The 12,187-nt window shown below is 68.5% G+C and carries 10 protein-coding genes; 5 read left to right on the plus strand and 5 right to left on the minus strand.

Annotated elements, in window-relative coordinates; genetic code table 11:
* Positions 1-46 precede the first annotated feature (46 nt).
* Both BLR21_RS14065 and BLR21_RS14070 read left to right on the plus strand, forming a co-directional pair.
* Positions 47-634 carry a flavodoxin family protein gene (locus BLR21_RS14065; protein ID WP_090006280.1) on the plus strand — a complete coding sequence of 196 codons (588 nt, stop codon included), beginning with the start codon at positions 47-49 and terminating at the stop codon, positions 632-634.
* Between the two features lie 5 nt (positions 635-639).
* Entirely contained in the window at positions 640-1,647 is a 1,008-nt protein-coding gene (locus BLR21_RS14070; protein WP_090006281.1) for a ketoacyl-ACP synthase III family protein, read from the plus strand.
* Between the two features lie 338 nt (positions 1,648-1,985).
* Here BLR21_RS14070 and BLR21_RS14080 read toward each other — a convergent pair whose 3' ends face one another.
* The 5 genes from BLR21_RS14080 to BLR21_RS14100 all read right to left on the minus strand — a co-directional run bounded on the left by BLR21_RS14080 (position 1,986) and on the right by BLR21_RS14100 (position 9,793).
* On the minus strand, positions 1,986-4,220 hold the full coding sequence (locus tag BLR21_RS14080) for a sensor histidine kinase (RefSeq protein ID WP_143027719.1): 2,235 nt from the start codon (positions 4,218-4,220) through the stop codon (positions 1,986-1,988).
* A gap of 88 nt (positions 4,221-4,308) precedes the next feature.
* Entirely contained in the window at positions 4,309-6,579 is a 2,271-nt protein-coding gene (locus tag BLR21_RS14085) for a sensor histidine kinase (protein ID WP_176929626.1), read from the minus strand.
* A 102-nt stretch (positions 6,580-6,681) separates the two neighbouring features.
* Positions 6,682-7,326: a hypothetical protein gene (locus BLR21_RS14090; RefSeq protein WP_143027720.1), complete on the minus strand. Its 645-nt coding sequence runs from the start codon at positions 7,324-7,326 to the stop codon at positions 6,682-6,684.
* Positions 7,327-7,352: 26 nt separating this feature from the next.
* Positions 7,353-9,611 (minus strand): TOMM precursor leader peptide-binding protein, encoded by a 2,259-nt coding sequence (locus tag BLR21_RS14095; RefSeq protein ID WP_090006286.1) that lies wholly within the window; start codon positions 9,609-9,611, stop codon positions 7,353-7,355.
* The gene (locus BLR21_RS14100) at positions 9,608-9,793 is read right to left on the minus strand and encodes a hypothetical protein (protein WP_090006287.1); all 186 of its coding nucleotides are present in this window, start codon (positions 9,791-9,793) and stop codon (positions 9,608-9,610) included. The genes BLR21_RS14095 and BLR21_RS14100 overlap by 4 nt, the downstream gene beginning before the upstream one ends.
* A 209-nt stretch (positions 9,794-10,002) precedes the next feature.
* Here BLR21_RS14100 and BLR21_RS14105 point away from each other — a divergent pair, with 209 nt between their 5' ends.
* The 3 genes from BLR21_RS14105 (at position 10,003) to BLR21_RS14115 (ending at position 12,187) form a co-directional block, all read left to right on the plus strand.
* The gene (locus BLR21_RS14105) at positions 10,003-10,812 is read left to right on the plus strand and encodes an AfsR/SARP family transcriptional regulator (RefSeq protein ID WP_090006288.1); all 810 of its coding nucleotides are present in this window, start codon (positions 10,003-10,005) and stop codon (positions 10,810-10,812) included.
* Between the two features lie 159 nt (positions 10,813-10,971).
* A complete protein-coding gene (locus BLR21_RS14110) occupies positions 10,972-11,223 on the plus strand; it encodes an acyl carrier protein (RefSeq protein WP_030474575.1) in 252 nt (83 codons plus the stop codon).
* A 28-nt stretch (positions 11,224-11,251) separates the two neighbouring features.
* On the plus strand, positions 11,252-12,187 hold the full coding sequence (locus tag BLR21_RS14115; RefSeq protein WP_030474576.1) for an aromatase/cyclase: 936 nt from the start codon (positions 11,252-11,254) through the stop codon (positions 12,185-12,187).

The raw sequence follows: 12,187 nt of genomic DNA on the forward strand, positions 1-12,187 counted from the left end.
GCGGCCCGGCAAGGGTGAACCGAGCTGCCTCGCGAAGGGATGCGTCATGGAACGCAGCGTCAACGTGACAGTCGTGTACTACTCCTCGACGGGAACGATTCACCGGATCGCCACGGAGATCTCCGAGACGGCCGAGAAGCACGGCGCCGAGGTGCGGCTGGTACGGGCTGCGGAGCTGGCGCCCGAGGCGGCGTGGCGGTCCAGGCCTGCCTGGGCGGCGCACCTGGAGGAGACCGCGGACGTCCCCATCGCCTCGGTCGACGACGTGCTGTGGGCCGACGCCGTCGTGTTCGGCACACCGACCCGCTTCGGCAACGTGTCAGCGCAGCTCAAGCAGTTCATCGACACGCTGGGGCCCGCCTGGTTCAGCGGCCTGCTCGCCGACAAGGTGTACAGCGCGTTCACCTCCGGCGGCAGCCTGCACGGGGGCATGGAGACCACGCTCGTGTCGATCTACAACATGGTCTGCCACTTCGGCGGGATCATCGTGCCGCCGGGAGGAGACCTGAATCCCTACGGCACCTCTCACGTCCTGGGCGCGGGCAACATGCCGGTCGACGAGATCGCGTTGCAGGCGGCCCAGGTCCAGGCGGAACGCGTCGTGCGCGTGGCACGCGCGCTGAAGGAGGTCTGACCGCGGTGCGAGTGAAGGATGTTTTCGTCAACGGCAGCGGCGTGCGCCTGCCCTCGACGCTGAACGTCGCGGACGCGATCGCGTCGGGGGAGTGCGAGCCGAAGCTCGTCGCGCGGACGGACGTCGAGTCCGTGTCCGTGTCCCCGCACGAGTCGGCGGCCGAGATGGCGGTCGAGGCGGCCCGGGTCGCGTTGGCACGGGCGGGATCCGCGCCCGACGACGTCGACCTGATCCTGCACGCCACCACCTACCACCAGGGCCAGGACCTGTGGCCGGTCGGTTCCTACATCCAGCGCGAGACGGTGCGGAACTCCTGCCTGGCGCTGGAGATCCGGCAGATGTCCAACGGCGGCCTGGCCGCGATGGACCTCGCGGTGTCCTACCTGATCGCCCGTCCCGGCAGGGACGCCCTCCTCACGTCCTCGGACCGCTTCTGCCTGCCGGGAATCGACCGCTGGAGGACCGACCCCGGAACGCCCTACGGCGACGGCGCGTCGGCTCTCGTGCTGTCCACTCGCGGCGGTTACGCGAAGCTGCTTTCCTTGGCGATCAACGCGGATTCCGACCTGGAGCCACTGCACCGCGGCGACGTGCCGTTCGGCCTCGCGCCGTTCTCGCACCGCATCCCGGTGGACTTCGAGGAGGCCAAGCACACGTTCAGCCGCGAGTTCGGGCTCTCCTACGGCATCAACAAGGCCAACGCGGGCCAGGCGCTCGCCGTGGAGCAGGCGCTGTCCGACGCCGACATGAAGATCGGTGACGCGGACTGGATCATCCTGCCGCACTTCGGCCGCCGCCGGCTGGACGTGAACTACCTGCGCCCGTACGACATCGACCCGGACCGCACGACGTGGTCGTGGAGCCGCACGGTCGGGCACCTCGGCGCCGGCGACCAGTTCGCGAGCTTCGACCACCTCGTGCAGACCGGCAAGGCGAAGTCCGGCCAGCGGATCGTGATGTACGGCGTCGGCGCCGGTTACAGCTGGGGTTGCGCGGTCATCGAGATGCTGTGAGCGGGATTTCGGCGCGCAGCCGGTAGGTTCGCTCGGGCGTGAGCACGCCAGAAGTGCCTGCGCGCCCAGCGCCAGGTAGGCCCCGCGGGACCGCAGGTTCGTGCCCGGCCGGGAGAACACCCCGAGCTGCAGGTACGCGATCGCGAGCAGGATGGCGAGCGAACTCGTGATCCGCACCGGCTACCAGGACGTAGAGGAACGCGTTGCCGAGGTAGTTGGCGAACACCACGCTGATGACGAGGTACGCCAAACGACGGGACACCGCCGAGTGTTCCTGTAGCTGCGCCACGGCGGCATATAGGCGCGTCACCTGGGGATTCAGGTGTTCCGCGATGGCCTCAGTTGAACGACAGAGGGATCTCGGCGCGCAGCCGGTAGGTGTGCTCCGGGGTGAGCCCGGCGTGCAGGTCGCCGCCGAGCGCGCGGACGCGGGTGGTGAGGTTGCCGATCCCGCTGCCGTCGCGGGACTTCCGCTCGATCACGGGGATGCCGTCGTTGATGATGTCCATCGTGACGAGGTGCCGTGAACTCGACAGCACGATCTCGCAGTGCTCCGCCTTGCTGTGCCGCAGGAGGTTCGTGACGCCTTCGCGCAACACGGTCGCGAGCGTCACCTTCACCTCCTTGGGCAGCTGGTCGCACGCGTCGATGCGGACGGTGACCTCGATGTCGGCCGCGGACAGCAGCGCCTGCGCCGACTGGGTCTCCTCGTCGAACGACAGCTCGCGGTAGCTCAGGGCCACCGACCGGACGTCCGCGAGGGCCTGCCGGGAGATCTCCAGGACCTCGGTGAGCTCCTGGCGGGCGCGGTCCGGGTCGGCCGTCGCCAGCCGGTGGGTCAGCTCGCTCTTCAACGTGATCGCGGACAGGCTGTAGCCGAGCAGGTCGTGCAGGTCGCGCGCGAACCGCAGCCGCTCCTGCGCCACCGCCGCCGTAGCGAGCTCTTCCCGTGCCTCGTGCAGCTCGGACACCATCGACCGCAGCCGGGTCAGCGCGTACAGCACGAGCCCGTGGTTCGTCACGGCGACGAAGCCGTAGGCGACCCAGAAGAAGTCAGGACTGGAGACGATCCACATGGCCATCTGCCCGGCGACGATCGCGAGGAACGCCCACCAGCCGACCCGGCGGGGCAGAAGCAGCGCCGCGGACCCGGCGACGAAGCCGGCCACGCCCATGAGCGGGTTGCCGAAGATCCACACCGGCACGTAGACGCACATGGCCATCACGGCGAGCACCGCGAGGCTGCTCACCAGGTTCAGCCGGACGTGTGGACGGCCGACCAGGCTCAGCACCAGCCCGAGCTCTACCGCGGTGGCGAGCACCGCGACCGCCATCCCCGGCAGTCCGATGCGGGGATAGTCGAAGGCCACCTGGGACAGCGACATCAGCCCGTAGCCGACCACCACCGCGGTGAACAGCACCTGGGCGAACCGCATTGCCATCGGCTGGCCCGCAGGTCGTGGGTCGCTCGCCGGTTCCCGCAGCGCCGGCTCGACCGGTACCTCTGCGTGCAACCGGTAGGTGCGGTCCGGGGATGTCTGGGCGAGCAGGGAACCGCCGATGGCTGCCGTGCGGGTGGCGAGGTTGGTGAGACCACTGCCTCGCTCGGCCTCGGCCTCGGCGGGAGCACCGTCATTGACGATGTCGATCGACACCGCGCGGCCGGCGCCCGAAATGGTGATGGCGCAGCGGGTGGCCTCGCTGTGCCGCAGCAGGTTCGTCACGCCTTCGCGCAGCACCGTCGCCAGCACGGTCCTGGACCGCGGCGAGAGATCCGGGTGATCCGTCTCGATCGTCGTCGCGACGCCGGCCGCGGTCAGCACGGAGCGCGCCGACTCGATCTCGTCCGCCAGTGACAACTCGCGGTAGCTCGAAGCCACCGCACGAACGTCCGCCAGAGCTTCACGCGCGATGCCGAGGATCTCGGCCAGTTCACGCAGTGCGCGGTCGGTGTGCGCACCGATCAGCTTGCGGGCCAGCTCCACCTTCAGGGTGATCGCCGACAGGCTGAACCCGAGTAGATCGTGCAGGTCACGGGCGAACCGCAGCCGCTCCTGCGATACCGCCAGCTCGGCGAGCTCAGAGCGGACGGTCTCCAGCTGCTTCACCAGCGACGGCAGCCTGGACAGCCCGTACACGACCAGACCGGCGACCATCGACGCGATCATGTAGTAGACCTGCGAAAAGACCTCGTCGACGTACCAGGCCTGGATGCCGCCGTTGCCCAGGGCCACGGCGAAGAAGACGAGCCAGCGCACCCGGCCGGGCAACACCAGCAGCGAGCTGCCCGCGAGGAACCCGGGCATGTTGGTCCACTCGGCAGGGAAGAACAGCAGCGGTACGTACACAAGCACCGCCATCGCGCCCAGTGCCAGGTAGGCCCTGCCCGAACGCAGGTGCGCACCGGGCCTGCTGAACACCCGCAACTGCAGGTAGCCGATCGTGAGCAGACAGGCGAGGGAGCCCACTATCCGGGCGGGCGTCGCACTGACCTTCACCACGTCGAGGAAGCTGTCGAGCAGGTAGTTGGCGAACACCACGCTGATCACGAAGTACGCCAATCGACGGGACACCGATGAGCGTTCCTGTCGTAGCGTCACAGTAGCTCCCACACGAGGTTCGGGACGCGCCACGATACGGGGCGCTTCCTGGGAAATCTCGTCAGTTCAACGGCAGTGGGATCTCGGCGCGCAGCCGGTAGGTTCGCTCGGGCGTGAGCCCGGCGTGCAGGTCGCCGCCGAGCGCGCGGACGCGGGTGGTGAGGTTGCCGATCCCGCTGCCGTCAGAAGACTTCCGCTCGATCGTGGGGATCCCGTCGTTGACGATGTCCATCGTGACCAGGTATCGGGAGCTGGAGAGCACGATCTCGCAGTGCTCCGCCTTGCTGTGCCGCAGGAGGTTCGTGACGCCTTCGCGCAGCACCGTCGCGAGCGTCACCTTCACCTCGGTGGGCAGCTGGTCGCACGCGTCGATCTGCACTGTCACGTCGATGTCGGCCGCGGACAGCAGCGCCTGCGCCGACTGGGTCTCCTCGTCGAACGACAGCTCCCGGTAGCTCAGCGCCACCGAGCGCACGTCCGCGAGCGCCTGCCGGGAGATCTCCAGGACCTCGGTGAGCTCTTGGCGGGCGCGATCGGGGTCGGCCGTCGCCAGCCGGTGGGTCAGCTCGCTCTTCAACGTGATCGCGGACAGGCTGTAGCCGAGCAGGTCGTGCAGGTCGCGCGCGAACCGCAGCCGCTCCTGCGCGACGGCGGCGGTGGCCAGTTCCTCCCGCGCCTCGTGCAGCTCGGACACCATCGACCTCAGCCGGGTCAGCGCGTACAGCACGAGTCCGTGGTTCATCGCGGCCATGACGCCGTAGGCGATTTCGACCGCGTTGAACCCGTTTACCCCGAAGATCACGCCCTGCGAGGCGACGATCGCGAAGAACGCCGGCCACCCCGCGCGGGGTGGCAGCATCAGCGCCGCGGACCCGGCGAGGAAGCCCGTCAGGCCGAGGTAGGGGTCGCCGTAGACCAGTTGGGGCACGTACACGAACGCGGCGAGGGCTCCGAGCACCCAACAGCGCTGGGCGAGGCCCAGCCGGATCCGCGGCCTGCTCACCACGCCCAGCGCGAGCCCGACCGTGCCGAAGATGCCGATCGCGGTCAGCACGATCCCGGCCGCGCCGATCCGGGCGTACTCGTTGAGCACCAGCATCGTCGTCGTGAGGACGTACCCGATCACCACCGAGGTGAGCAGCACCTGCGCGAACGTCGTGGCGATCGCCGGACGTGCCGCGCGCACTCCGGACGCGGGCGTTTTCTCCGGCGCCGGGTCGGCGGGCACCTCGGCGTGCAGCCGGTACGTGCCGCCGGGAGCGGTCTGGGCGAGCAGGGAACCACCGATCGCGGTGGTGCGGGTGGCGAGGTTGGTGAGGCCGCTGCCGCGGTCGGCCGAGACCTCCGCCGGCGCGCCGTCGTTGACGATGTCGATCGACACCAGCTCGTCGGTGCCGCAGATGGTGATCCCGCACCGGGTGGCGTTGCTGTGCCGCAGGAGGTTCGTCACGCCTTCGCGCAGCACGGTGGCGAGCACTGTCCTCGACCGGGGAGACACGTCGGGGTGGCAGGTCTCGATCGTCGCGGCGACGCCGGCCGCCGTCAGCACCGACCGCGCCGACTCGATCTCGTCGGACAGCGACAGCTCGCGGTAGCTCGACGCGACCGCACGAACGTCCGTCAGTGCCTCGCGGGCGATGCCGAGGATCTCCGCCAGCTCGCGCATCGCACGCTCGGTGTGCTCACCGATCAGCTTGCGGGCCAGTTCCACCTTCAGCGTGATCGCAGACAGGCTGAACCCGAGCAGGTCGTGCAGGTCGCGGGCGAACCGCAGGCGTTCCTGCGACACGGCCAGCTCAGCCAGTTCGGACCGCGCGGTCTCCAGCTGGCGTACCAGCGTCGGCAGCCGGGACAGGCCGTAGACGACGAGGCCGGAGACCGTCGACCCCACCACGTAGTAGGCCTGTCCGATCAGGGGCAGCGTCGGCACGTAGAACGACTGGATGAGGCCGTTGCTCAGCACGACCGCGCCGAACGCGAGCCAGCGCACCCGGCTGGGCAGCACCAGCAACGCGCTGCCCGCGAGGAACCCCGGCATGCCCGGCCAGCCGGTGGGGAAGAACGGCATCGGCACGTAGACCAGCAGCACCATCGCGCCAAGTGCCAGGTACGCCCGGCTCGACCGCAGGTCCGCACCGGGGCGCGAGAACACCCGCAGCTGCAGGTACCCGATGGTGAGCAGGCAGGCGAGCGAGGACACGATCCGCGGGAACGTCGCCGACACCTGCAGCACATAGAAGAAGGCGTTGCCGAGGTAGTTGGCGAACACCACGCTGATGACGACGTACGCCAAACGACGGGAGACCGAGGAACGTTCCAGTCGTTGCGTCACAGCAGCAGCTCCCACGCGAAGGTCGGGACGCGGCCATGATACGGGCGCGTCCTGGGAAATCCCGCGTTTTACGATCCTCGATCGGAGCAACATGGCGATGGCTCAACACCTCTGGACGACGACGAGTCCGGCCCCCGCCAGATAAGCGACCACATCTTCGACCAGCGACTTCTCCACCTGCAACGACTCCGCCACCTGAGCGATCGTGCTCTCGGTGTGCAGCAACGACTTCGCGATCTCCGTGGCGGGCGCGCTGTGCAGGATCACCTGGTAGGGACGACCGGGGCAGGCGAGCGCCTGGTCGCCGTTGAGGCGCTCGATCTCGGTACGCGGCCTCATGGTGACGATCGCGTCCTCGTCGACGGCAGGCAACGTGAACACGGCGTCCCGCGTGACGGCGACGACCGAGAGGATCGGGCCGGCGCCGTCGTTCAGGCCGAGCGAGGGCACGACACAACCACCCAGTTGGTCGAGAGTGCTCTTGAGCTTGCGCCAGATCAGGCACGGGCCGGAGCCGGTCTTCCACCGCACGAAGTTGTCGTGCAGAGCGGAGATGTTCTCCAGCGCCACCGGTCCGAGGCTCATGCGGTGCAACGCCTCGCGCACGAGCGGGCTCGTGTCCGCGACCTCGATCGCACCCCATCTGCCGTGCACCGTGAGGTGCTCGATGCCTTCGTCGACGAAGGCATCTTCCAGCAACGACCACAGCGGCCGGCCGGCCGGGATGTGCGACTGCATGGGCACCACGGCGCCTCCGCTCTGGCAGGTGTGCGTCACATGAAAAGGGGGATCGGGTTGAGCTCTTCGTAACGCCTGGGGCGGGTCAATCGACCCAGTTGTACCGGCACGTCGTAGAGGCGCCCTTGAGCGAACCTCGACCAGAAGTGCCGCAGGCCCGGCACCACGACCCGCACCACCGGAAGTCCGATGTCGGGCCTGGTCTGGTCGAGCACGAGAACTTCCATTCTGCGCTGCTCCAGAGTGTGCTGGAGCGCGCGGACGTCGTCGGTCAGGTCGTGGCGGAACAGGTAGCCGTGGTGGAACGCGTCCCGCGGCGGCACGGACGGGTCGGGCGCGAGCCACGGCTGCTCGGCCAGCTTCGTCGTCTCGAACCAGCGCCGCATGTCGACGTCGAACGTGCCGAGGTCCATCGGCCCGCACACCATCGGCATGCACTGGTTGAGCTCGGTGAGCGCCCGGCGTGCCGCTAGCCGCGAGTCCAGGTGCGAGCCGCAGCCGAGCATGATGTCCTCCCGTTCGCCGCTGGTCCGCCTCGAGATCGCGACCATCGTCGGCACGCCGAGGTCCGATGTGACGTCCAGCAGCCACACCTCACGGCCGAGGCCCGCGTGCACCTGGCGCAGCTCGCTGATCCATGGGTCGCGGAACGAGTCGAGGTCCATGCCGGGCATGGGCGTGCGGTTGTACCACCAGATCGCGACGGCGTCGCGTTCGACGAGTTCCAGCAGCCCCTGCAGGACGGCGTCCTCGATGCTGCTGCCGGCCGCGCAGCCGTTGGAGTTCGACACGACGCTCGGCGGGCAGGGGGCGCCGAAGTAGACCATACCGGTGGGCAGGAACTTGTGGCGTCGCTCGGTCAGCGACCACAGCGGGGTCCAGTCCATCACCTCGTTCTCGTCGAACGGGGTGGTGACGAACTGGAACGCGGCGTGCTCGGCGTTCCACGCGTCGCGGTCCGCGAACTGGCGCGGATGGTACTGCTGCACCGCATCCGGGTGGATCGCCATGTCGCGGAGCGAAGCGAAGCTGCCGCTCACTCGCGCCTCGTCGCCGAAGAACGCGCCGCTGCGGCGTTCCACGGCCTCGCACAGCGCGCCGACCTCGGCGTCGAGCGCGGTCACGCCCTTGCCGCCGGTGTCCGCGCGCAACGCCGAGCGCAGCCCCTCAATGCCCTCGCCGCTCGCCGCTATGTTCGCGCCGGAGCGATAGGAGTTGAAGAACGCGGGACCCTCCGCCCGGCGGATCTCCCGCACGATCCCGGTGACGGGGCCGATGAGGTGGCGGTAGTGGTCGAGCACCTCCTGCGGCGGCGACGCGCGGTGCCCGCCGCCGTCGCAGGAGCGCTTCACGCGACTCGTGAGTTCGACCGGCTCGAACGCCCTGCGCGCGACAACTTCCTGGTCACCGCAGCCGCCGCACTGCGGGCGGTGCCGCACTTCGTGCTGGGTGACCTTCATGCTCAGGCTGTCGTAGCTCCAGATGGAGCGCTGTATCTCGTGGCGCACACCGGCGAGCCACTTGGCCGCCTCGACCGACGCGATCTCCATCGCCATCGCGTGCAGCGACGGCAGGCCGATGAGTGGGCGAGGAGCCGGGCCCTTCTGCCCGCAGCGCGCCCGTACGTGCGCCTCTGCCGTCCGGTTCGCGGACAGGCGGGTGGCGAGGCAACGCCAGCACGGGCCGTCACCAGGGGTGAAGAACGGGCCTACGGTGACCTGCGCGCCAACCGGCTTGACCAGCAACCACGGTGTGCCGGACGCGCGGTGGGCCTCGTCGATGGCACGAAGTTCTGGTTCCAGGTAGTCCGCACACGCCACGACCGTCAGGTCACCACTCCCCGAGGTGATCGTGAGTCCGTTGCGGTGCAGTGTTTCCGCGAGCGCGTCGCGATCGATGTCGCCGATCGTGACGACGGAGACGAGCGACGTCGTTGTCGCCGCCACCGCGTCCGCGGGGTCGAGCCCCGCCGCGTCCCAGTACGCGAGCGAGGCCTCCGTCGTGGCCGAACCGTCCTCCATGCCGCGCCTGCCGATCAGTCCCGCCGCGGCGAGCCGGGTGAGCATCCGCTCGACCCTGTCCGCGGTCAGGCCGGCGGGCACGTCCCGCAGCAGCGCCGTGAGGTCCCTGGTGCCGTCGAGCAGCGGCGCCAGCGCCTCGACGTGCGAGCCCTGGATCGCGGTGACCCCTGACTCGCCGATCAGATAAACGGCCTCGCCGTGCACGATCTGCGGGCGGAGATGGCGTTTGAATCCAATTCTTTGTTCACCGGGTTCGGCCAGTTCGGGTCTCATGCCGCGAGGACCTCGTCGTAGGCCGTGCAGCCCTTGCCCGAGCCGGTGATGGTCGACCAGCCCCACGGGAACAGCCAGTCCATCGACGCTTCACGGTCGAACTGGTAGATCTTCATGTCGTCGGAGTCGTCCATGGCGGTGGTGACGGAAGACAAGTGCTCCACGGTGACGGTGGGGTACATGTGCATCTCCGATGTTTGTGTGTCATTTGATGGGGTAATCATGCGGACCAGCGGTAATGGATCGGTAGTTACCGGCTAATGCGCCTCCGTATGAAGTTTTCATACCCGGCACGGGCAGAACTCACCTGACATCGATGGCCTGTGCACTAACGCGTCCTCGTTGGGCCGAGCAGACTAATCCCGTGCTCGGAACCGAAGGAGGGGTCGCGATGCAGATCAAGGTCCTGGGGCCCGTCGAGGCCAAGGTGAACGGTCGCTCGGTGACGCCGACCGCGGCCAAGCCACGGCAGATCCTGGCGCTGCTCGCACTGCACTCCGGGCAGGTGGTGTCCGTCCCCACGCTGATCGAGGAGCTGTGGGGCGACCGTCCGCCGCGCAGCGCCCGCACCACCCTGCAGACCTACATCCTGCAGCTGCGCAAGCTCATCGGTGACGCGCTGGCGACGTCCGGTGCGGGCGAGGCGAAGGAAGTGCTCGTCACCCGGTATGGCGGCTACCTGCTCGACGTGCCGCCGGAGGCCGTCGACGTGCACGAGTTCGAACGCCTCTCCCGCGCGGGCCAGCAGGCCTATGACGTCGAGGACTACGTCTCGGCCTCCCGGTTGCTGCGCCAGGCGCTGGAGATGTGGCGCGGCGCCGCGGTCGTGGACGTGCGGCCCGGCATGCCGCTCGGCATCGAGATCGTGCGCCTCGAGGAAGCACGGCTGGGCGTGCTCGAGGCACGTATCGACGCCGAGCTGCGGATGGGCAAGCACAAGGCGTTGCTCAGTGAGCTGTCGGTGCTGACCGTGCAGAACCCGATGAACGAGAACCTGTGCGCGCAGTACATGATCTCGCTGTTCCGCGCGGGCCGGCAGTGGCAGGCGCTCGACTCGTTCAAAGCCCTGCGCAACACGCTGATCGAGGAGCTCGGCGTCGAGCCGTCGTCGCGCCTGCAGACATTGCAGCACGCGATCCTGACGTCCGATCCGCGCCTCGACAGCGCCGAAACCCGTCAGTTGCAACGCCTTCTGGCTTAGAACATGGCTCCAGCGGCCCGCGCCACACTGTGGCGCGGGCCGTTTTTGCTTGTCGTGCAACGGTTTCTTCGAGAATCTCTCCAGTGGCTTACAGGTGCGCGGTGTCAACCTCAGTCGTGGGCGCGCGGAAACCGCCCGCTGGAGGAAAGGAAGCTAGCCGTGAGCGCACTGACCATCGAGGGCCTCAAAGAGATCCTCAACGAGGCCGCGGGCGACGACGACTCGTTCAAGCCGGGCCAGGACATTCTCGACCTCCCGTTCCTCGAGCTGGGCTTCGATTCCCTCGCCCTGCTGGAGACGGTGGCGCTGATCAAGCGCAAGCACGGGGTCTCCATCGCCGACGACGAGATGGCGTACATCCAGACGCCGCGTCAGCTGCTGGACAAGGTCAACGGACAGATCGCGGCCTGACGCCGGCGACTCGGATACGGAGACGGACATGACGCACACCACCACGCACACGGTCATGATCGGGGCTCCCGCCAAGGTGGTGTACGACCTGGTCGCGGACGTGACGACCTGGCCGTACATCTTCGGACCCACGGTTCAGGCCGAGGTGTTCGAACGGGACGGCTCGACGGAACGGTTGCGGTTGCACGCCTTCGCCAACGGTGACGTGCGCACGTGGACGTCCCGGCGAGAGCTCGACCCGGCGAACCTGCACATCAAGTTCGAGCAGGAGCGTTCAGCCGCTCCGGTGAAGACGATGGGTGGGGAGTGGCGGATCGTCCCGATCGCCGACTCGGCGACCCGGGTCGATCTGCTCCACCACTTCACCGCGGCGCAGCCCGAGGCGGTCGACCTCATCCTGAACGCCGTCAACAACAACAGCGACGCCGAGCTCGCCGCTCTCAAGCGGGCGGCCGAGTACGGCGACGACTACGACAAGCTGGTGCTGTCGTTCTCGGACAGCATCACGATCCACGCGAGCCGCAAGGACGTCTACGAGTTCCTGTACCGCTCGGATCTGTGGCCGGAACGCCTGCCGCACGTCGCGCGGCTGGACCTCACCGAAGCCGTCACCGGCGTGCAGTCCATGGAGATGGACACGCGCAGCCCGGACGGGTCGATCCACACCACGCACTCGGTGCGGGTCTGCACCCCGTACGACGGCATCGTCTACAAGCAGACGCACACACCGCCGATCATGGCGGCGCACGTCGGCCGGTGGACGTTCCGGGACATCGGCGACGGCATCGAGGCCGGCATCGAGGCGACGTCGCACCACACCGTCGTCATCCGGCCCGAGGTCATCCCCGACGTGCTGGGAGCGGACGGGACGATCGAGCGCGCTCGCGAGCTCATCCGTCACGCGCTGGGCACCAACAGCCTCACGACGCTCCGGCACGCCAAGGAATTCGCCGAGAACGGGTGA

The sequence above is a fragment of the Lentzea albidocapillata subsp. violacea genome, from assembly GCF_900100275.1.
Taxonomy (GTDB): domain Bacteria; phylum Actinomycetota; class Actinomycetes; order Mycobacteriales; family Pseudonocardiaceae; genus Lentzea; species Lentzea violacea.

Bases quoted from the DNA above. Each gene is read 5' to 3' on its own strand.
- BLR21_RS14065 (WP_090006280.1), top strand. From the start codon at position 47: ATGGAACGCAGCGTCAACGTGACAGTCGTGTACTACTCCTCGACGGGA.
- BLR21_RS14095 (WP_090006286.1), bottom strand. From the start codon at position 9,611: ATGAGACCCGAACTGGCCGAACCCGGTGAACAAAGAATTGGATTCAAA.
- BLR21_RS14100 (WP_090006287.1), bottom strand. From the start codon at position 9,793: ATGTACCCCACCGTCACCGTGGAGCACTTGTCTTCCGTCACCACCGCC.
- BLR21_RS14105 (WP_090006288.1), top strand. From the start codon at position 10,003: ATGCAGATCAAGGTCCTGGGGCCCGTCGAGGCCAAGGTGAACGGTCGC.
- BLR21_RS14115 (WP_030474576.1), top strand. From the start codon at position 11,252: ATGACGCACACCACCACGCACACGGTCATGATCGGGGCTCCCGCCAAG.